The sequence below is a fragment of the Peribacillus sp. NPDC097225 genome (genome assembly GCF_044761955.1).
Classification (GTDB): domain Bacteria; phylum Bacillota; class Bacilli; order Bacillales; family DSM-1321; genus Peribacillus.
Genome location: NZ_JBIWDJ010000006.1, coordinates 1 through 21,593 on the forward strand (window position 1 = coordinate 1; position 21,593 = coordinate 21,593).

Genomic DNA, 21,593 nt, shown 5'->3' on the forward strand with positions numbered 1-21,593 from the left:
TCAGCCTTGTGCTCCTCCCGTGGCTCCCGTGGCCCCTGTTGCTCCGGTTGCTCCTGTTGCTCCTGTTGCCCCTGTTGCTCCTGTTGCCCCTGTTGCTCCTGTTGCTCCCGTTGCTCCTGTTGCTCCTGTTGCCCCTGTTGCTCCCGTGGCCCCTGTTGCTCCTGTTGCTCCTGTTGCTCCTGTTGCTCCTGTGGCCCCTGTTGCCCCTGTTGCTCCCGTGGCCCCTGTTGCCCCTGTTGCTCCTGTTGCTCCCGTGGCCCCTGTTGCTCCCGTGGCCCCTGTTGCTCCGGTTGCTCCGGTTGCTCCTGTTGCTCCCGTGGCTCCTGTTGCCCCTACTCCTGCAGAAACACTAACTTTTACATTTTGTTTGATACTTTGTTTTGAGTTTCCTTCGCACCGGCATTTTTTGTGCCCACAATCCTTGCACTTCTTTGATTTGCAACGACAATTTTCATGTCCACATTTACTACATTTACTCTTACTCAATATTCTTCACTCCTTTAATAGTTTCTCACTATCTTATGAGTGGAGAAATCAATTGGATTGGACAAACTCTCTATCTCTTCATAATAAAGAAAACCCCTCTTTATGAAAAAAGTAGGGGTTGAGTTGGATCCATTCATTTGGTATTCAAGAGTTTATTTTTCCTACACTCCTCCATCCATAAGCTAACCATGCAAGCTGCCTTTTAGCCAAGGTCGCCCTCGATACGGTCCGATTGGGATTTGGATGAGCGTTGTTTTTTCATGCAGTCCTTTTTTATAAATGTCATCACATACGTTCACATCGAACCCAAGCAAAGGATGACCTCCCATATCCAAGGCTGTCGTTACTAAAAGTAATCGTTGGACGAGCATTCCCGCTTCCATCTGTTGGATGCGGTATCCCCTGTAGCTTAGCTCCTTTTTGCGGTGATCTCTATTCCCTGCCACATGCAGGCAGATTGGAACTTGCAGTAAATTCACATTATCCAGTGACATGGCGTATTGCAACTGAGTTCGCTGATCACCTTGTCGCACAAGCCGTAATGCATGATTTGCTCTATCATAAACATAAGCACCATCTGAAATATCTTCCATTTGATGCAAACAGGCATAGATGGAGACGTCGTGTTCTTGCGTCTCATCCACATCATTGGTATACGAAAAAGATGCCGAAGCCTCTTGCAACAGTGTGGCGAGTTGAATCTTGCTCACCTTCCCTAAAACGAAATCCATTTCCGGGGAAAACCGCTTACGGCAAATAGTAGCCAGGTCATACGACAACCGCTCCACTGCTGGCAAATCTATACTCCCCATACCTTTTCCACTTCGCGCTTCCTTTGCTTCGATTTTCCGAATGGATCGAGTGGAGTCAATCATGGATGCTTCATTCATCTGAATCAACATTGGATACTCTATGATTGTCTGTGACCGAACGTAATGGGTATGTGATATGGCAGGCAGCTCTCTACATAATTCAACCGCCGTGACAGCACGATCTATTTTACTTCCAAACGTGACTCCATTTGTACCTTCCACAGATAAAAGAATGGCGGCATATGTGCTTTCTTCTTGTTCAGATAATCCAATTAAGTGATTAATGGCCCGGTCCAGGAATTGAAAGGACACGCCAGTCGAGAAGCCTAACCTCTTCGCCACCTCCAATAACTGACCCATCAGGACACCTGCGTCCAATCCTTGCAGGCGATAGGAAAAATCGTGGTACTTATAGAAGTTTTTCCAAAACATCGTCGACACGAAGACCGTTCCGAAACACGTTGTCATATCGCAACGACCGCCAAGTGCCTGGTCCAGATAGTCATCAAAATTACCTTCCCGCACTAATACCAAACGATGGTGTGCCACATCATAATGGTACACGCCAGCAGGCAACTCCTCGATTTTCAGGTAGATGTACAGTTCGTTTGGATACAATGCTCCCCCTGAAGGCGCAAAACGGCGGAACGACTGCATGAAGTCCATTTGTTCCGGATCATTCATGAACTGGCTCACTTGAGCAAGGCCGAATACATACCAAAGAAAGTGACCGATAGCCTTGAAGTCAGGCTGGGATGATGTTTGGCAGGCTTCCAATGTCAGCGGCACGTCCGGCGAAAAAGGGAACACAGGCAAGTCACGGTAAAGTTTATAGGAAAGTGGCGCATCCTCCCAATCCACTTCCCAGTCAGGCGGTCTGACCTTCGCTGTGTCAAACTGAAGATTATGCAAAAATTGATCTAGATTCATCCCCTGCCTCCTTACCACCGCTTATGGAAATGGATGCGGATCTTGATTAAGCTGTTCGATTGTCAGCGGCTGCTTCGCATATCCTAGTTCCACGGGAACCTGCAAAACCCTATCGAGTCCTGTAACGCGGGTCAGGTGATGACCGAATGTCATCGGCAGCATGCCCGGTATCAGCACTTTCACGCAATGTAACCCGTTCTTTTTCAGTTCCGGTGTCGTTTGATCCACGACAAGCACATCAAGGCCATGCTGTTGCAACTGTAAAAGCACGTCCTGTAGGTCATCCATTAAGTCGGCATGTTTCACCCCGGCCAAGAACTCCTCGTCGAACGTATGCAACGGCCGTCGATCATCCAATAAAAAGTGCAACCGTTCTTCCGCTTGCCGTAACCCAAACAGCATGCCATGATCATCCATCTGCTGGACTAGGTACGGGTCAGCGAGCATCTTCTCATACTCTTCCTGATTGGCCTCGAATTTATCGTCAAGGGTCAGCATCATGCCCGCCAACTCATGAATCGCACTTTTCGCCGCCCGGACGGGATCCAAATGGGCACCACCCGCGCAAATGAGGTTCAATCCTTTTCGTTTCCTGTTTTTCGCCATCGCCCAGACACTTGGAATGCCATGTTCCATCGTCGCGTTATACAAATGGATGTCATATCCCGCCGCTGCACGTGCCCGGTCCATCATCAATGCCAGTTCTTCATCATTCGCCGAATACGGGTCAAGGCGGGGAAGCGGGAGCTTAGCGTACCAGGTCAATAGAAAGGAATCGCGTTCCACCACTTCGAAAATCCCGTACAAAATCGCCTCTTCCAAACTGCCTCCTAACGCGCAGCCATTGGACGTTTCATAAACAAACCCCTCCCCGCAGCCCAAGCTATAATAAGCCACCAGCTCTGGAACCAAAATTGGACGCTCTTGTAAAAAAGAATAGCTCCAAACCCAGTTGATTGGGGAATCCGGATGAAAACGCTTGAAAGGAAAACCAGGCATTTCATACATTTCATCGGTGTGGACACCAAGCTTTCTGGGATCCAGGGCCTCATCTTTCAGATTATTGTAGCTGTCATGGACAACGGTCCGCTTTCCCCGGGGTTCAAGGCCACAGTACCGCTCCAATCCTTCCAAAATCGCAGTCATCTCGCTAACCGCGTAGGAATTCGTCCTCCCCGCTGTCCCTTCATCCCCCATGAACAAAGGAAGACTCACACTGACATCGGCAAATGGCGGCACAAGATCGACCATCTTATTATTCAGAAAACCCATCCGGGGATCGAGATAATCCTTGGCCAGCACCTGACTTAGCTCAGTCATTGAACGGGTGCGGTAGCCATCGGGATCCACCTTCGGACTTGGTTGTAACGAAATTCGGGCCGCCCTTGAAGAATCATCGGGAATGGGACTACAGACCGGGCAGATTGGATCCGCTAAAAAAGGATGCCAGGAAATATTCAGTGTCTTCATGTTGATCAAGGCTACAGCATATTCCGACCGGGCCCCAGTCCCTTCCGTCACCCGCTGCACCTCTTCTCCAATCAGGTAAGCCATTTGTAACAGTCCCGTGCGCGATGCCGCCGGGTCATCTTGCTTCCCTCCATTCTCCTGCAATTGCTTTTGGATGGCCCACATTTCTTTCCGATCGCGCCCCGCCATGAGATGCCGTAGATCCGCGCATTGCGAGCACCCTTCCTTCTCCATCCGCACTAGTGGCCCAACCATCCCTTCACCAAATGACACAAAGCCCCGTAACCATGGAATGTCGAGGACTTCCTCCGCCTTTAGGTGGGCAGAAGGATCCCAGGCATCCTGCAGCACGAGAGCCAGTTCAGCCGTTTCGGGTATCTCTGTCAAAAAGTCGACCTGGTGAATGATTTCGTATTGGACTGACAATATTCCGTACACCAGGTCCGCCAGCACTCCTTCTCCGACCATCAAGATGACAGGCTTCACCTTGATCCCTCCTCTCGCAGCAACACACCAAATACCCCTGCCAGCTCCTCTTTCAAAACAGGTTCCAATTCCAGTTCGAAGGCCAATAGCCGCTTTCCGTTCCAATCCAGCACTTGCAAGGCCTCCTGTAGCACTTCCGATTCTCTTGATCCTTCATACGACGCAATCCTAAGTGTCAACGGCGTCCTTTTTTCCATTAGTACGGATGAAGCTCTCAAACCCTGCTTCTTGTAGCCCCCCTTTTCGTTTTGAATGGCCATGAGTGCCTGCTGTAAAGCATTCCGTAAAGCCTGCGTACTATTCAGCCCTACACATCCGTACCACTCATCCCCCGTACCGACCCATACGACAGGGAAACCGAATACTTCCTCTCCTAACGCAATCACGGGGTCACCTGCCATTCTAGTCAACGCCTGCAAGTAATACCGGCAGCGCTCATCGTCTATGACCTCCAACTGAATTCGACCACAGGCGTGCTTTTCGTTGCTTCGCTTGGTTAATTCCTCGTCCAAACACTTGTACAACCCCCGGCACATACACTCCGCGAACGTCTCTCCCGTACCAACTCCGACGAATCCTTCTACACCTACTCCATCCCATTGAGGTAAAGTCGGACCAAGATGGCTGACCGTTTCCGTGGCATACACTTCGACTCCCGTTAAGCCCGCTTCCCTCCTCGCTTCTTCATGCAATAATTCCGAGCAAATGATCGCTGGCAACAATTCAGCTGGACCCATAGACATCGGGTCAACCACTTGGACACGGCATTGAGCTAACGGCAGTTGCTTCAGTTCTCCTTCTTCCCAGCTATGGAAGATGCCCGATTGGCTGGAAGTCATTCGGCCAAAGGACATAAACAACTTACCCCGTTCGCCTCGGCTTGATTGCTGGTTCAATCTCAAGTCGAAATCCGTCACCCATCTTGCAGCCGCCGTGCCCGTGACAAACGGGTGGGGCAAAAAGGTGTGCCAGCTTCCTTCCAAGGTTTCCATATCAAGCAGGTAAAGTTGATTGCTCTGATCCGATTCGCTCACTCCCGTACTCCTTTTGAATAACTCGAACGCCAGTACATTTGCGAGGAGCGCACCCGCCGTGGAGGAAAAAGAGGCAGCCTCTTGATCGGTAATCAGGGAAGACTGATGTAAACGGCGCCAGGCAGACTCCCAGCAGGAAAGCGATTCCCCGTTCACCATCGGACCGGCAAGACCAATTTGATTCAGACTCAGTGCAGGGAAAAACATCTTCTCTTCTTGCCTGCAAGCCGCGTGCAGCGCCCGCAGTTCCTCCACCTCTCCATCTTGTGACACAGACACGATATAATCATATGGCCGGATTATTTCCTGCCAAGCTCTTTCCCCCTCCTGACTCTGGGAAACCTCCTCCACCGCCACGTCCTCATCTGTTGTACGGAAATGGGCAACAATTTCATTCAGTCGCTTTCTATTCGTCGATTCCGAATCCTTTATATGAATATGAAAAGCAGGCAATCCAGATTCAAGCAACGCGGATACCAGTGATACGAAAAACGGACCTGAACCAATCGCCAATACTTTCAGCTGACGATAATCCTGAAAACGACGGGCTCCCGAATCGCCGACACTATCCAAAAACGCAATCTGAGACGCATACTTATCCACAATCCGATCCGTCAATTGGTGTGGGGCATCTTGACTGATATCCCGAACGAACCCGTTCTTGTACAGAACTTCGGCAATCTCCATGACCCGATTCCGGTATGGCCCAGGCAATCCATCCGTCAAATCACTCAATGCATGTTCCCCGTTAAACATGGGTATTAACTGTTCAATCCATTGAACGATGGTACGTCCTTCCATACGGAAAGAACTTACATTATTCCGAAAATACACTCCCCCGTTTGGTTCAGGGAGAAAAAACGTATCCCTATTCACTTTCAGACGCATAGAAGGGGTCAAATTCTTCATCTCGAACCTCCTAACCAACAAGCTTTACTCAGCTATCCCTCTAATCGTATGTATGACAATTTGTCTCTTATGTCTAATTCCATGGAGAAAAGCCCCTGCAGGCATTCTGCAGGGGTCGGTTCTTCTCTGAAAATCGATTAGCGACCGCAACGACCGCAACGTCCACACCCTCCGCAACGTCCACATCCGCCACACCCTCCGATGCCTCCGAAGAAAAAGCATCCGAAACAACCAAGGCAACCAAAACACCCTAACGGGATAAGACGGGAATCTTCCATGGAATGCTGATGCTGAAATTGATTCGGATCCCAAGGGACCGGCTGACTGGCCTGGAATTGTGGGTCGACATTCAACATTTGAAGCTGATTTTGAAACTCATTCATGTATAAAACCTCCATATTTAAATTAATCAAAAATAACGAAGGAGTACGGAAAAAATGGCCTATAGATTTTCCCTATCCTCCAAGTACTCTCTCCACACAAAATATGTACTCGGAATGGGTATTGCTACTGATTCAGATGCCCATTTTCATGCGTTCCCCCGAAATCTTCACGGAATATTTACTTATCAAAGGCGAACAGCAAAGTAGTGCACGAGCCATCAACGAATCTATTTATCTGGAATTCATTGACCCACTTTTGTTAAATCCTTACAATGATTCAAGAAAGATATTTTGCACTTGATAGAGAAAGGAAAATGAGAAGATGCGAAAAAGACATAAGATAATTAGTTTCATACTGACCATACTGCTCGTCCTGACAAGTGTTTCCGGAGTTGTGTTGGGAAACGAACAGGCGTCAAGAAAACTGGATTCTTCCGCTATTGATGAGTTTATGGCAAATGAAATCGAGCGTCTCAAGATTCAGGGAGCTTCATTGGCCATCGTAGAGGGAGATCGGGTGGAATACGTGCAAGGATATGGTGTGGCCAACCAAAATGGAACTGAAATGACTTCGGAAACCCCCATCGTTCTTGGGTCCGTCAGTAAATCATTTACGGCACTTGCCCTTATGCAGTTAGTGGATCAGGGAAAAATACGATTACAAGATCCCGTGCAATTGTATATCCCCTGGTTTCATCTTGCCGATAAGGAGGCTTCTGGGAAAATCACGATTCAGCACTTACTGAATCATACGAGCGGTCTTTCCACATATGACGGCCAAGTGGCTATCTCACAGGGAGATAAGACATTGAAAGAACATGTCAAAGGCTTGGCAGAGATTGAATTGAAGCACCCTGCCGGTGACCGCTATGAATATTCGAATCTAAATTACGACATCTTAGGTTTAGTCATTGAGGAAGTGACAAATCTATCATATAAAGACTATCTAAATGAATTCATATTCAAGCCGCTTGAAATGAAGAATACCTACGGTGACCCTAAAGATGTTGCAAACCATGCCATTGCGGGCGGTTATCAGACGGTATTTGGATGGAAGCTACCGACCAAGCAATTGAAACACGAGGGATCGGTTCCTTCCGGTTACATCATTTCTAGTGCGGAAGATATGGCAAATTATATGATCGCCCAATTGAATCATGGCACATTCAATGGAAAAGGCATTTTATCGAAGAATGGCATGAACACCTTGCATCAGCCATCATCATACATAGGGGATGATACGTACTACGCAATGGGATGGGAAGTGAAGGATGATGAAGTCTCCCATAATGGATGGACAGAAAACACCTACTCAAAAGTGATCTTAGACGGGCAGTATGGCATCAGCCTACAGATTAATTCAATGGATTATTTCAACCTCAATGAATATGATTCGATCATAAGCGGAGTGAACAAGCTCGTACATCATGAAGAACCCCCTAGCCCCACTGACCACCCATTTATGAAATATGCAGTGATTGATCTGATTATATTGGGATTCGTGACCCTGATTGTCTGGTCAATCTATAGAATATTCAAACCTAAACCACGAGAAGTACACGGATTCCTACGTATTCTCCATATGATGTTCCTCGTCATGGTTTACTGGCTGATTCCGTTGAGTATTTTAATCAATTTCCCTTATCTATTCGGTCCTTTATCTACAGTTACACTATTTGCTCCTGGAATCGGTCACCTATTATTTGGACTGCCTTTGCTCCTTTTGATGGTGGGAGTCGTTACATTGGGGAAAGGCATACGAACTGCGCGGAAAACCCATTTGAATGCATGAAAAACGATGGTGGGGATTCACACCATCGTTCCACAAAAAACCTTTCGTACTAATAATATATACCAAAGTAAAAAATTTCCGTTATTCGAAAGGTTCGTGATATAATCATTTATCGCTAAAAAGCCAAATAGACTGATGGATTTTTCCGAAAATTCATTCATTAAGGGAGTGAACGACCATGGATAACAAAGAACAGACTATTTTCACCCATAAGGGAAATACAATCAAAACAGAAGATAGAGAGATTACGATCCTTACTAGATTAGAAGAACCGCTCATCGCCGTTTTGGGGAATGTGTTAAGTGACGAAGAATGTGACGAATTAATCAGCTTGTCCAAAGATAAACTGAACCGTTCCAAAATCGGTGATACACGCGAAGTAAATGAGATGCGGACAAGCAGTAGCATGTACTTCCAGGACAAGGAAAATGACCTCATCACGACCATTGAAAAAAGAGTTTCTTCTATAATGAATGTACCCGTTGAACATGGGGACGGTATTCAAATTCTAAAGTATACACCTGGTCAAGAGTATAAAGCCCATTATGATTTTTTCGCCTCTTCCAGTAAAGCTGCAAAAAATAATAGAATTAGCACCATCATCATGTACTTGAATGATGTGGAGGAAGGCGGGGAAACGTTCTTTCCTAAACTAAATCTCTCTGTATCTCCCCAAAAGGGAATGGCCGTGTACTTCGAGTATTTCTATGATGATCAACATGTAAATGAACAAACCTTACACGGTGGAGCCCCGGTCATAACAGGAGAAAAATGGGTAGCGACACAATGGATGAGAAAACAGAAACAGATCTAGACAAAAACTTCAATGCCGGTGTGCCTTCAAACTGTAAGTAGAGGTAAGAGGTAGGCTTTTTGGGAAAGCATCCTCCCAAAAGCTGAGATCAAACCCCTCTCTTCAGTCTTTTTTTATTTTGGTTTTATTACCGATGAACGAACGGTAATAAAAGAAGGGCTAGATATAGATATTACATGGGTTGCTGTTGGAGCAATCGAAATCAGAGAGGAGAACATTCCTATTATTTTAAAGAGAAAACTATTGACTGCTTTTCTTAGTAGTTTGTTATTTGCATTGGTCCTTTCATCGCTTGGTGGCTTTGATTTGAATGCATTTATGCATTTATGAATTTATATTATTTAAATCTTATGATTGTCATTATCTACGGAGTGATCACTTCCTTCTTTAGTGACTGGCTGAGTAGGCAGATTTCTAAAAAGGCTTACACTCGCGAAATTCTCTCCTTCTTATTTCACTGTTTATTCGGATTCGTCTTACAAATCCTAAGTCTTGTTTCTGCCATCTCATTCTTTATTGTTGACCGTCTATTAGCAAAAGTGAAAATTGGATGGCTATCCGTTATCATAGCCTTTGTCATCGTCGTGCTAGTATTTATCCTTATGATGAATAGGTAGACCACTGACCTGGCAAGTCGGTAAAACGATGACTTCCCCTAACGAGGGCATTCGTTCCATAGGATTCATCAAAGAAGACCACTTATTCGGTGATCTTTTTTATTTGTTCAAAAATCCCCTTGTGTTCCGAATCGTCCACTCCTTCGAGAATCATTTATGACTTGTGTGCTGTTCCTCCTTCACATCCATCACCAATGTATCGAATAATTCACCATCCGAATAAACCAAAATGGCCCATTCACCCGCATCCGGCAACATGACATTCGAAGGTACACTCCCATCGGCTCCATTCACGGCACTACTCCCCGTCAAGCTTCTGGACCACTCTCCATCAATTAATACGGAATGGATGGTTGACGTGTTCCGATGATATCCGACGAATGTCGCTACGCCCTTATCCATTCCCCAAAAGTGCCACAACCATTTCTCCACTTTATTTGCCTTTAATTCAGGCCCTATGATGCCAAGCCTGTTTTCGTTACCGATTACCTTGGCGTTTGTCGATGTACGAAATTCGACAGCTTTCCGCTCCCAATCAATTTGATTTAGGTCTTTATCCGTTACGAAACTTGGAGTCTCATCAATCACGCTTACCTCGTCTGTTTTCTCCGGTTCTTGCCCCTTGGATGAGGTACATCCACTAATCACGAGTAAACACACTAAACAAGCTATATAAGCGATTTTACTTTTCAAAAAAGCTCCCCCTACCCGAAATATTTTACATATAATCCCATTATACACAAAAGCAAAACAGTAACCATACTGTAAAAACCATACTTACATACATATACACTCACGCTTGGCACCAGCGACATAATGGAGACTTTCCTGATGTTTAGTATCGTAATTTTTTATTGACTTTAAAAAAGGATTCGAGTAGACTGATGAAGCGGTTCAATTAAAGTACTCAAATTAAAGTAGTTAAACCAGAATATATTTGAAGAAGGATGGATGCAACAAATGAAGTTTAAATATAAACATTTCTTAAAGACACAAGGTTCCATTGCTGCCATTTTCATGGGGATTTTCTATGGCCTTTGTATGCTAGGCATATTCTTACCTGGTTATTCGGCCATTCCAGGAAATATCGATCAATTGCCGGTTGCCATCGTCAATGATGATGTTGGTGAATACGGAGACAAGATTGCCAGCCAATTGAAAGAAAACTTACCGTTTAAAGAAATCGAAACAGATGTAACAAATAAACAAGCGTTAAAAGATTTAAATAAGAATGATTTAGCGCTAGTCGTACACATCCCGAAAACATTCTCTGCGGATATGCAAAATGGCGAAACGTCATCAAGCATTGACTTTACAGTGAATGAAGCAGGACCAACCGTTGTTTCCTCAACTATGACTTCCGTCGTTACGGAAATTAACAATCAGTTGAGCGCACAATTCTCACAACAAACCGCTCAAGGCGTATTGATGAACTTCAATTTACCGGAAGAAAAAGCGGCTGAAATGGCGAAACAAATCGAAACGGCGTATTCAGGAAACATCGTCACGATCAATGAAGTGCCAGATGGCATGCACCACAATATGTTACCGATGTTCTTGACGATGGCAGGATATGTAGGTGCCATGATCGGTGCGATGCAATTAGTGACCTCATTCAGACAGAGCCGTGGAAAAGCGAGCAAGACACGACTATTCATGTATGTACAAATGACTGCCTTATTGGTTGCCGTTGTTTCATCATTCGTTGCCCTAGGCATCACTTATTTAGTGAATGAACCAAGTGGAGATCTATTCCTCAGCACGCTAGGTCAACAAATCTTGAACTATATGGTATGTTTCAACTTTACAGCCATTTTGGTATTCTTGGTTGGAGATGGTGGTATGGTGTTAAACATCCCGATCTTATTAACACAAACCATCGCAAATGGTGCCACCGTGTCACGTGATATGATGTATGCGCCGTATGAATGGATGAGCCACATTTCACCTATGTATTACTCGGTGCAAGCATACTTTGCCAACCTATATAGCACCACGAGTCCAAGTCCGTTTATTTGGTCCATGGTAGCCGTCGGCCTGGGTGCCATGTTCATCAACATGCTCATCGTGGCCTTTGTCCACAAAAAAGTTCCATTAGATAATCAAGTGGTACAACCGGAAACGGAAGCTGCAAAGACCGCTTAAATTCCCGCTTCGTTTGCTATAATAAGGATAACCATTTTCTGAAGGAGCTTAGAGATGCCCATTCAAGTTTTCATATTGAGCAAACTGATGAAGGATAATAATTATCCATATAAATTAAAAAAGCAGCTGTCTGAACCCATCCCTTTCGATCAACTGGGTGGGCTGACGGAAAGTAAGCTGTATTACCATTTTGATTCGCTAGTCAAACAAGGCTTAATCGAGATAGTCGAAATCATTAAAGAAGATCATCGACCTGATAAACAAGTATTCGGGATTACGGCTAAAGGCCGTGAAGAACTTCCGAAGAAAATCTATAAGTTGTTTGAAAATGCCAGTTCCATTAGTGATATGGTGGTGGGACTTGCATACCTCAAATATGTAGACCGTGATAAGGTAGTCGAAATCCTGAAAAACAACAAAAAGAAGTTCCTTGCAAAGTGGGAACAAATTTCGGATTTTGAAAAACAGATGAAGATGGAAAAAGACCATGATAAAGAAAAGCTAGTGGAATATTTAGGTGAATACTTTTCATCCAGAGCAGATCACACCATTTACTGGCTTGATGAGGTAATTAAACGGATTCAACAAGGGGAATTATAAAGAAAAAAACTGCACCTTCTTTGTTAGACACACCTAACAATCGGAGGTACAGTTTTTTTCATTGAACAAGCCGTGCGCTCCTTTCAAGGAGTATGCACGGCTTCTTTTATTTCTTCGGCAAATCTACATTCGTGAACTGATCGACGGGAACAATCTCTTCTTCCATGTCCATCACGTTCAAGATGACCCGGTCTCCTACCTTGGTCAAGACTACATCGGACAATCCTTGAACGGAAGGATCAATCGAGAACCTTTTGCTGCTGCCCTCTACAATAAGATAGAACACATACCCACTCGAAAGATTGGCATCATTGATTCTGATGACTTTCCCTTTGACCTCTTTCATTTCAAATCCTTTTTGGGGCGTCACTCCATTGACTTTCCCTAAGGAGGCGATCAGTTTCTTATAGTTCCGGAATGCTTCATCTTTGTTCTTCCCGAAAGCTACTTGAGGATTGTCGCTATTGGCATACACGATGGCCACCCCTTGGAACTTGCTTCCTTTTGTAACGGGGATCACATAGGTCGGTGCCCCGTATATCGTATAGAACACGCCATTGGTCGCTTTCCATCCTGGATATTTGGATAAGAATTCACTCGCATTGGCATTCGATTTTGCTTCTTTACCGGTCAAAACGGATGTCACGCCTTTATAATATGTCATTTCACCCGTCTTGGCGTTGAACACACCGTAACCTACCAGCGTTTTCGAGTTCCCTTTTGATTTGGCCCTCGTGAAATCTACGACATAAATCAACTCGCCTTTATCATTAAAGGTGACTTGCATATTTTCCTCATTCGGAATCAAGACATCTTTTTTCGGACCGATGAGTGATTGGTTTTTCCACCCGTGAACATATTTTCCCCAATAGCTCCAATACTCTAGAGCCGTTTCCTCAGTGAAGGTTCTGTCCACCCATTTCGGTTCTTTTCCTAATGGATAGAAGGTCGTGTCACCCGTTTCCGGATTCACCACTACCACCCCATCCACGACGGACCCACTTCTGTATTTCAAGTAATGGCCAACCGAAGCTACAAAGAAAGGCTTGCCTTCTTCATCTGGCTCCAGGTATGAATCGTAGATGACTTTGGTTGGATACGCCTTATGAATCTGTCTATCTACATCATAATCCAAATACTGTGACGGGGCATACAGCATCTTCCCTTTCACCGTGCTCGCACCTTTATCGGTCGCTATGGCCGAAATCAAGTTATATCCTGGCGTGTATTCGGCTTTTCCAGCTTTCAGGAATCCGTCCATTTCAATGGGAGAGGTATACGTCAATTCGCCATTGATATTGGTCAGACGGTATTCACCTTCCGTGAAATATGAGGCATTCTGGATTTTATTAATGGCAGCATCGCCCTTTGCATCAGCCATTTTCACCGTCACTAGTGGCATCGTTTTAATATCTTGGACTTCCTCTAGTTTATTCTTCTTTACGACATCGGCTAACCCATGAAGGCTCCCGGCAATCGTAAGGGGATAAAACAGCATGATCACCCAAGTGGCAATCAGCAATAAACCGATGATATACATGGCATGGACATTCCAAGGCGTTCTCACTCGCTTCGAAACGCCTTGTTCCCGGTCACGTCTTTTTAGGGAAGGTTCTTTATCCCTCGATAGGTACAAGCTTGCATCCACGATAAGGAACAACCCAAATACTATGGCCAAGTTGGAAAAGAACGCTTCAACCGTTTGGTCTAGTAGATTAATATCGATGATAAAAAATAAAATGACAGCGGCCAGTAATAGCCGCAGAACCTGTTCAGTGAAAAAGAGCCAATCTTTTTTCCTGACGGCTATGGACCACCTTTGCGGAATGAGGGAAAGTCCCAATAAAGCAAACGGAAGCTTCGTCACGATCCCTTTTAAGATAAATGCTAGTAATGAAAATATCATGATTACAAAAAAACTCCCTTTATCTATTTTTCTAATTCTACCTAATTTTAACACAACTAATCAGCCTCTTTTGCCTCTCCCCTACAAACCTATACATTTTCAAAAAAAATATTTTTAGAGCATGCTACTTTTTCCTTTTTAAAGTTTATATAGACGGTGAAGTGAATCTTTTCGAAAGCTTCAATAAGATGAAGAACAATTTGGTTAGATCATACCCTCTGCCCAATGGATGTAGGCGGATACTAAAAGGAGACGGAACCGGATGATTTATGAAGAAACGTACCATTACTTATTGAAACATGTATCCTCCACTGAATTTGATGCGTGTTTGTACTCTTTGCTGCATAGTGATTGGGATGGGGTCATTCAGAGCCCGCTTCATGCAATGGCAAGCAGTTTGGGGACATCGGAAAAATATTTGAAGCAGATCATCAGGAAATTCACGTCACCAAAAGGAGACCTTCCGCAGGTTTTCGTATCCGTTCAACAAGATGGGGATGCTTTATATAAGTTCAACCTTGGACCAACAAGTAACCTTGGCTTTAACCATAAGACCGATCGTTATTGCAAGAAATACCGTTTCTTTTATCATGAGGCTTTCAAAGGGTTGACGATTTCGGCAAAACGTCTGTTGCTGATGGCCGCTTACCGGATGTCGGTTTCAAAATCGGAAGAAGTGATGTTCGATTATCATGAATTCGTTTCGGACTCCACTTCCCTATTCACAAGACAGCGCCTGTTCGAAGCGATGGATGCCATCTATGAAGCAGGCTTAGGCGATCTCGTTACGATTGCTTTCACAAGTAAGGCTTTCTCCAAGAAAGAAGTGATGATGTTTACCTTTAAGGAAGGGACGCTTGGAGAGTATCGCGAAAACCGTGGCGAGCGGGCAGGACTGCGCCGGACCATTTTCAATGCGGGCTTTCCTGGCCATATCAGCGATGCCGTCTGCATGGAGTTGGAACGGGTCGGGAAGTACATTTTCCGCTCGTTTCTTAAAGATGCAAAAAAAGCGGAAACTCCGAGCGATACGCAAAAGGAACTGCTGACCCTTGCGCGATTCGTCTATTCACAAGCACTCAAGAAATTCGGCAAGGCCTTGCGTGCCAACAAACCATTGCTCACTGAACCAAAACAGGCATCGGCTTATTTAAGCACGATTGTTTATAATGAAACATTAGAACAAATGGCGAAGTATGCCCACCAGGCCGAGTCCATCAAGTCCCTGCTTGACCGTGAACATTTTCATAAAGAGATTTCAGAGAAGGCACTTGGCCGGGAAGTGAACTATATGGAAGTGAACCAACACATCGAACCGATCCGCCTCAAGTTTCAGCAAGCGGACTTCATCTATTCCATACTGAACGGCTGGTGCGAAGAGTGGCTCATATCCCGCGTGAAGACGGCGACCGAGACAATCGAAACAGAAGAGGAAATGACTGCACCGACAACCAACCCGGTACCCACAAGGACCGCTTCGGAATATATCATAGCGCTTAGAAATGATACATATGATCAATTGGACAAACTGCTCGCTTTAATCGGAAAGTTCGGCAACGCGGCTGTATCACCGTCCAACCAGCAATATACACTCACGAGGAAAAAGGAAACCATCCAATCCTATTTCGCCATACAACGTGGTCGGCTCGATGCCTTTGCTGCATCGCCTTCTTAACATCACACTACCTTCCTAAGCTAGTGTTTTTTCCCCTGCCCTTTTTCATCATTTACATAGATTCATAACAGGAGCGGATTCCGCTCTCTTTTTTTTGTCCTTTAAAGCGGCTGTGGATAAGAAGACGTGGCTGTGAATTAAAGAATTTCGCTTGTGGATTGTGGATATCCGCCTGTGGATGTCGGCTGATAGGATGTGAGTTGTGGATGGTATATGTGGATTGTGAATAGGTAGCCGTAAGTGATAAAAGAAGTAGCTCCAAAACCCAGTGATACCAAGGGTTTGGGCATGCAAGTTATCTAAGGGTCTAAAGAATGGGTCTGAAAAGAAGGAACTGAAAAAGATCCTGAATAATCGTTTGAATAAGGAGATAAATCGGTTTCATCGTTTAGGCAAAATGAATATCCTTTCATACTTTCTTAAAAAACCCGCTGAGGAAGAAATCAGCGAGTTTCTTATTCTATCATTATACAAACTACTTACAGTTAAACACTGATATCCTGGCTTTCGTTCGTCTGGATTTTTTTCAATCGGTTTATGTCCAGACGAATCAATAAGGAAACAATCAATGCAACGGCGAAAAAACCAGTGAATACGATTAAACTTTGGGAGTAACTCCCGGTTGTTTCCCTGATCCATGAAGCAAACATCGGACCCACGAGCCCAGCAGCTGCCCATGCCGTTAGAATATATCCATGAATGGCCCCTAACTGCTTCGTACCGAACAAATCTCCAATATACGCTGGAATGGAAGCGAATCCTCCACCATAGCATGTATAAATAATCGCTAATAAAATTTGATAGATAACCGGGTTATCCGTAATGATCAAGAGCGGGAAGGCAATGACCTGTATCGTGAAAAATATGGTATACGTATTCGGGCGACCAATAAAATCCGATACAGATGCCCAGCCAATCCGTCCAAGACCATTGAAGGCACCGAGCACGCCCACTTAGTGCTGCAGCTGCCGCGGCGCTTAACCCAATACTTTCCTGGGCAAGCGGGGAGGCAGCTGAAATGATGGCAATCCCACAAGTTATATTAATGAACAGCATGATCCATAGATAATAAAACCGTTTTGTTTTAACTGCTTCGTTAGCGGTCAACTGCGAAAGATCTTGCAATGCCTTCACTTTGCCCGTTTTGATTTTCTCTTTATACCCCACAGGTAGCCAGCCTTTCTCTGGAGGCTCCAAGTAAAGAGAGGAAGCGATCATGATGATAAAGTAAGCGGTGCCAAGGATGAAAAAGGTAGTAGCAATTCCTACCGATTCAATCAGACCCTGGATGATTGGCGAGTTAATCAGTGCCGCAAACCCAAAGCCCATAATGGCTAGGCCAGTCGCTAGACCCCTGCGATCTGGAAACCATTTCACCAAGGTCGATACCGGTGCTATGTAGCCTACACCGAGCCCGATCCCACCGAAAACGCCATAAGAAATATAAAGGAGAGGCAAGGATTCCAGATGAATCGCTACACCGGACCCCGTAATACCTAAACCAAAAAAAATCGCCGAGAGGATTCCCGCTTTCCTAGGTCCATATTTTTCAACAAAATGACCAAGAAATGCAGCCGATAACCCAAGAAACAAAATCGCAATACTAAATGTTAAGCTAATATCAGTCAAATCCCAACCGAATTCGCTTGCAAGTGGCTTCGTGAATACGCTCCAAGCATACACCGAACCAATCGACAAGTGAATTCCCACTGCAGAAACGGCAATCAACCACCTATTCTTCGTCTTCTTCCCCATTCCCCAACATCCCCCTTACAAATGAACGAAACATCATACTTAGACAAAATACCCGTAGATTTAGAACAACCCACACGTAAAATATCTACAAAAATAGTAACATATGGATAATTATTAGACAATTCATTTAAAAAACAACCAGTTTAATGAACGAAGTGGGTAGGGGAACGTATTGAAGCATGATAAAAGCGCGTCGATAGAATCAACGCGCCCGAACATTTTAATGTAACATGATGGATCCACCGTCTACCATCAACGTTTGACCAGTAATATATTTACTATCGTCGGAAGCTAAAAATACAGCCACGCGACCGATGTCTTCCTCGGGATCACCCAAGCGCCCCACCGGAATACCCGCCAGCATTCCTTCGTACATATCGGGATGCGCTTTGGCCCAAGCTTGCACGCCTTCCGAGTTGGCAATCGGAGAAATTAGATTGATGGTGATTCCAAATCCGCCAAGTTCATTGGCCGTGACACGGGTAAGACCACGAATCGCTTCTTTTGCCGCTGCATAGGCCGCTTGTGTCGGCTGCCCTTTAATCCCCGCCCCAGAAGCGAAGTTGATAATATTTCCCTTCGTTTCTTTTAGATGGGGAACGGCCGCCTGCATTAAATAGAATGTTGGATAAAATCCGGTATTGAATGATAAATCCAGATTCTCTCTAGTCGTTTCCATAAAGGGAATTTGTCTCGATACATGAGCATTATTAACGAGCACATTCAGCTTTCCGTATTTCTCCACAACCTGGTCCACTAACCCTTTTAACTCATCATGCTTCGTTAAATCGAATCGAATGAACATCGAATTAGGTGAGTATTGTTGCAACGAGGCCTCCACTTTCCTGCCTGTTTCTTCATTCACATCGACAATGACTACGTTTGCGCCCTCTTTCGCCATCGCATGAGCCATACCAGCACCGATTCCACCAGCACCACCAGTAATCAAGACCACTTTATCTTCTAATTTTTTCATATAAACACCTTCCTTCACCATGATTATTGCTTTTTCTAGTAATAAAATCAAAAATTTGTCTCTATATAATTAAACTACCCTTAAAACATATCCCTTATCAATCCCACGACCATGGGATTAAGTCGATGCACACGTTGTTTACTCAACTGGCATCCTCTATTAATTGTTTATCGTTAAAAAATCCAACAAAAAAACGCTGAATCAGATTCAACGTTTTTTGTTGGTATTTCATGTGAATATTATTCTAAATGATCCACAGCATATTGAGCTTCTTCTTTGGTAAACTTTTCCCCATACTCTGAAACCAATTGATCATAAACCGCTGCTTTTGACATATCCATTTCATCCACATACGTTTTTGCTTTCTTCAACGCATTTTCTTTCCAGTCAATTTCTATATTGTCGATAGCATATTGTGCCGCTTCTTCTGGGAATTTTTCTCCATGCTCTGAAACCAATTGATCATAAACCGCTGCTTTTGACATATCCATGTTTTCCGCATACGTTTCTGCTTTCTTTAATGCCGCCTTATGTTCGTTTGGTACATTATCTGCTGCTTTCTTATCATCTTCTACCTTTTTGTCGTCTTTTACCTTATTTGGCTCTGCCACTTTATTATCATTTTCTACCTTGGTATCATCATCTTTCCCGCCTAATGAAGTGATAATCACCAAGATGATGATCACTAAAAAACCGGTGAAAATTTTATGCCTCATAAAAAAATTACGTTGATCTTTTCCACAATGAACGCATTTCTTTACTCCTTTTGCAATTTCCTTACCGCAAGCTTTACACTTGGTCATCTGTTTACTCAAAATATTCCCTCGCATTTCTTCGTACATGTTTTTTTAATATACCTAAATACCTATATCATTATACCGGTTGGATTAGATAATCATATAAGTTATTAAGAATTGGTAGAAACTCGCATTTGTTCGGTTCCATTAAGAACCTAAGTAATTCTGTTTTTAAAATTGTTACCCTCATCCATTTCTACCACCAGAGATAGATATTAAAAAAGACATTTGAGTCGATGCTCAAATGCCTTTTTTGATATTTTCCTTAAGTTTTATTATGCTTTAACAGCCAATTCTACTAAGCGTTGTGCAGAAGCCTTTACTTCTTCCAACCCTGCAGAAATGATTTCTTTTGCTTTATCAGACATTGCATTGTGACCTTCGATGATGACCTCATCGATGATTTCCATGCCGAAGATGCCGCCAAATACGTTGCGCATGTAGTTAACTGCCATTTCCATCGGAGCCGCTTCCGGTGTTGAGTAAACTCCGCCGCGAGCGTTTAGGAAGATCGCTTTTTTGTCAGTCATTAATTGAACCATGTTCCCATTTGCATCATATTTGAATGCAAATCCTGCCGCAAAGACATAATCGATGAATGTATGCAGTTTAGCCGGGATTGTTAAGTTCCATAATGGGAACGCGAATACCACTACGTCCGCTGCAGTGATTGCGTCCATTGCTTTTTGTTTAGCAGCCAAAAGGCGTGTTTCTATATCCGTTAACTCTCCGCCTGTTTGCACTTTGCCGAACGCGTTGAAAATTTCTTGTCCGAAGTATGGTGTATCTTCTTCAAACACATCGTACGTTGTTACATTTACGTCTTTGCCTTCTAATGAAGCCATGAACGTTTCGTACATTTTGCTTGAGATTCCTTCTGTTGCCGGACGGTTGTTTGCTTTTACTACTAATACATTCATTATATATTCTCCTCATTTATCCTATATTTAGTTATTTTAAAATAATGTATCTTTATTTCAAGATAATTATATTTTGTATCATCCATCCTATTCTGTCAACATATTAGATTTGTTTTCGTTATACTTTTATTATGTTTTGAATAACAATAACTCCATACATGTACCGTTTCTGCAGATAAAGTACTTTGTGCATCGACGATTGCGAATCGATCTACTTGCACCCCAAGCATAAAAAAACCGCTCGGCCCTTAAGGCTAAGCGGTTCTGTTCTAGTCTTGACTCTGGCCAGGATTGCTTCTCTTACGTTTTTCCGCAGAATACTCTTTACCGTGTGCTTCATGTTCGGCAATGATGGCTTCTTCTGGAATATGGTTATTCTTCTTCGGTGAACTGATGCGATTACGATGCTTTTTACCCATGATAATCCCCCCTTTAAGTAAAGGATAAGCATATCTTGTCCGGGAAACTGAAAAACATGTATAGGGCAGGATTCCTCTTCTCAAGGTCGAATAACAAGAATGGAAGGGGATGATACAGATGTTTCCGATACTCGAGACAGAAAGACTGACCTTAAGGGAAATTACCGAAATCGATAGCCCAGAAATCTACCAGTGCTTTTCCAATGATGACCTTACACGTTTTTATGGGCAAGATTCGTTTGAAAGTATCGAACAGGCAAGGGAAATCATTGAAAAATTTGCTGAGAACTATAAAGAGAAACGGGCCATTCGTTGGGGAATCGAAAGAAAAGGGATACCTGGACTGATTGGAACGATAGGATTTCACGCCTACCTTCCCAAAAACAGAAGAGCGGAAATTGGCTATGAACTCCATCCGGATCATTGGCATAAAGGGTATATGACAGAGGCGCTCAAAGAAATCACGGCCTTCGGTTTCAATGAGCTCGGTCTGACGCGTATCGGTGCGGTGGTGTTTACGGAAAATGTCCAATCCAGTCAGTTATTAAAAAAGGCAGGCTTTGCCGAGGAAGGGATCCTTCGAAAGTACATGTATCAAAATGGAGTCCCACACGATACGTATATGTATTCCTTGATTAAGTAGGGGAATGCATAAAGAGACTGCCAA

At 44.1% G+C, this 21,593-nt stretch carries 18 protein-coding genes and 1 pseudogene; 7 read left to right on the top strand and 12 right to left on the bottom strand.

Annotated features, from left to right (window positions below; genetic code table 11):
- The 5 genes from ACIQXH_RS16110 to ACIQXH_RS16130 all read right to left on the bottom strand — a co-directional run bounded on the left by ACIQXH_RS16110 (position 1) and on the right by ACIQXH_RS16130 (position 6,510).
- Positions 1-486, bottom strand: a complete 486-nt coding sequence (locus ACIQXH_RS16110) for a hypothetical protein (RefSeq protein ID WP_403124645.1) — start codon at positions 484-486, stop codon at positions 1-3.
- 182 nt (positions 487-668) lie between these two features.
- Positions 669-2,228 carry a SagB family peptide dehydrogenase gene (locus ACIQXH_RS16115; RefSeq protein ID WP_403124648.1) on the bottom strand — a complete coding sequence of 520 codons (1,560 nt, stop codon included), beginning with the start codon at positions 2,226-2,228 and terminating at the stop codon, positions 669-671.
- Between the two features lie 21 nt (positions 2,229-2,249).
- The gene (locus ACIQXH_RS16120) at positions 2,250-4,184 is read right to left on the bottom strand and encodes a TOMM precursor leader peptide-binding protein (RefSeq protein ID WP_403124651.1); all 1,935 of its coding nucleotides are present in this window, start codon (positions 4,182-4,184) and stop codon (positions 2,250-2,252) included.
- The gene (locus tag ACIQXH_RS16125) at positions 4,181-6,127 is read right to left on the bottom strand and encodes a putative thiazole-containing bacteriocin maturation protein (RefSeq protein ID WP_402874217.1); all 1,947 of its coding nucleotides are present in this window, start codon (positions 6,125-6,127) and stop codon (positions 4,181-4,183) included. The genes ACIQXH_RS16120 and ACIQXH_RS16125 overlap by 4 nt, the downstream gene beginning before the upstream one ends.
- A gap of 137 nt (positions 6,128-6,264) precedes the next feature.
- Complete coding sequence (locus tag ACIQXH_RS16130; protein ID WP_402874214.1) at positions 6,265-6,510, bottom strand: hypothetical protein; 246 nt, start codon at positions 6,508-6,510, stop codon at positions 6,265-6,267.
- 322 nt (positions 6,511-6,832) lie between these two features.
- On the opposite strand from ACIQXH_RS16130, the gene ACIQXH_RS16135 reads away from it, so the two are divergent.
- From ACIQXH_RS16135 to ACIQXH_RS16145, 3 genes are all read left to right on the top strand, one after another.
- On the top strand, positions 6,833-8,302 hold the full coding sequence (locus ACIQXH_RS16135; RefSeq protein ID WP_403124653.1) for a serine hydrolase domain-containing protein: 1,470 nt from the start codon (positions 6,833-6,835) through the stop codon (positions 8,300-8,302).
- Between the two features lie 178 nt (positions 8,303-8,480).
- Positions 8,481-9,116, top strand: coding sequence for a 2OG-Fe(II) oxygenase (locus ACIQXH_RS16140; RefSeq protein ID WP_402987094.1), 636 nt, complete (start codon positions 8,481-8,483; stop codon positions 9,114-9,116).
- Positions 9,117-9,442: 326 nt separating this feature from the next.
- Positions 9,443-9,733, top strand: a complete 291-nt coding sequence (locus tag ACIQXH_RS16145; protein WP_403124657.1) for a hypothetical protein — start codon at positions 9,443-9,445, stop codon at positions 9,731-9,733.
- Between the two features lie 150 nt (positions 9,734-9,883).
- On the opposite strand, the gene ACIQXH_RS16150 is transcribed toward ACIQXH_RS16145, so the two are convergent.
- Positions 9,884-10,426 carry a hypothetical protein gene (locus ACIQXH_RS16150; protein ID WP_403124659.1) on the bottom strand — a complete coding sequence of 181 codons (543 nt, stop codon included), beginning with the start codon at positions 10,424-10,426 and terminating at the stop codon, positions 9,884-9,886.
- 267 nt (positions 10,427-10,693) lie between these two features.
- Here ACIQXH_RS16150 and ACIQXH_RS16155 point away from each other — a divergent pair, with 267 nt between their 5' ends.
- Positions 10,694-11,878, top strand: coding sequence for a YhgE/Pip domain-containing protein (locus ACIQXH_RS16155; protein WP_403124661.1), 1,185 nt, complete (start codon positions 10,694-10,696; stop codon positions 11,876-11,878).
- 54 nt (positions 11,879-11,932) lie between these two features.
- Entirely contained in the window at positions 11,933-12,478 is a 546-nt protein-coding gene (locus ACIQXH_RS16160; RefSeq protein ID WP_402874197.1) for a PadR family transcriptional regulator, read from the top strand.
- 106 nt (positions 12,479-12,584) lie between these two features.
- Here the strand turns inward: ACIQXH_RS16160 and ACIQXH_RS16165 are convergent, their stop codons facing one another.
- Positions 12,585-14,384 carry a hypothetical protein gene (locus ACIQXH_RS16165; RefSeq protein ID WP_403124664.1) on the bottom strand — a complete coding sequence of 600 codons (1,800 nt, stop codon included), beginning with the start codon at positions 14,382-14,384 and terminating at the stop codon, positions 12,585-12,587.
- 262 nt (positions 14,385-14,646) lie between these two features.
- Here ACIQXH_RS16165 and ACIQXH_RS16170 point away from each other — a divergent pair, with 262 nt between their 5' ends.
- Positions 14,647-16,059 carry a hypothetical protein gene (locus ACIQXH_RS16170; RefSeq protein WP_402957345.1) on the top strand — a complete coding sequence of 471 codons (1,413 nt, stop codon included), beginning with the start codon at positions 14,647-14,649 and terminating at the stop codon, positions 16,057-16,059.
- 485 nt (positions 16,060-16,544) lie between these two features.
- Here ACIQXH_RS16170 and ACIQXH_RS16175 read toward each other — a convergent pair.
- The 5 genes and pseudogenes from ACIQXH_RS16175 to ACIQXH_RS16195 all read right to left on the bottom strand — a co-directional run bounded on the left by ACIQXH_RS16175 (position 16,545) and on the right by ACIQXH_RS16195 (position 20,926).
- A pseudogene (locus ACIQXH_RS16175) lies at positions 16,545-17,814 on the bottom strand (L-lactate MFS transporter).
- A 220-nt stretch (positions 17,815-18,034) separates the two neighbouring features.
- A complete protein-coding gene (locus tag ACIQXH_RS16180; RefSeq protein ID WP_402957341.1) occupies positions 18,035-18,790 on the bottom strand; it encodes an SDR family NAD(P)-dependent oxidoreductase in 756 nt (251 codons plus the stop codon).
- A 239-nt stretch (positions 18,791-19,029) separates the two neighbouring features.
- Positions 19,030-19,593: an Ltp family lipoprotein gene (locus tag ACIQXH_RS16185; protein ID WP_402957675.1), complete on the bottom strand. Its 564-nt coding sequence runs from the start codon at positions 19,591-19,593 to the stop codon at positions 19,030-19,032.
- 269 nt (positions 19,594-19,862) lie between these two features.
- Positions 19,863-20,507, bottom strand: coding sequence for an FMN-dependent NADH-azoreductase (locus ACIQXH_RS16190; protein ID WP_402957339.1), 645 nt, complete (start codon positions 20,505-20,507; stop codon positions 19,863-19,865).
- Between the two features lie 269 nt (positions 20,508-20,776).
- A complete protein-coding gene (locus ACIQXH_RS16195) occupies positions 20,777-20,926 on the bottom strand; it encodes a hypothetical protein (RefSeq protein ID WP_402874177.1) in 150 nt (49 codons plus the stop codon).
- A 118-nt stretch (positions 20,927-21,044) separates the two neighbouring features.
- Here ACIQXH_RS16195 and ACIQXH_RS16200 point away from each other — a divergent pair, with 118 nt between their 5' ends.
- A complete protein-coding gene (locus tag ACIQXH_RS16200) occupies positions 21,045-21,569 on the top strand; it encodes a GNAT family N-acetyltransferase (protein ID WP_403124667.1) in 525 nt (174 codons plus the stop codon).
- Positions 21,570-21,593: the final 24 nt, after the last annotated feature.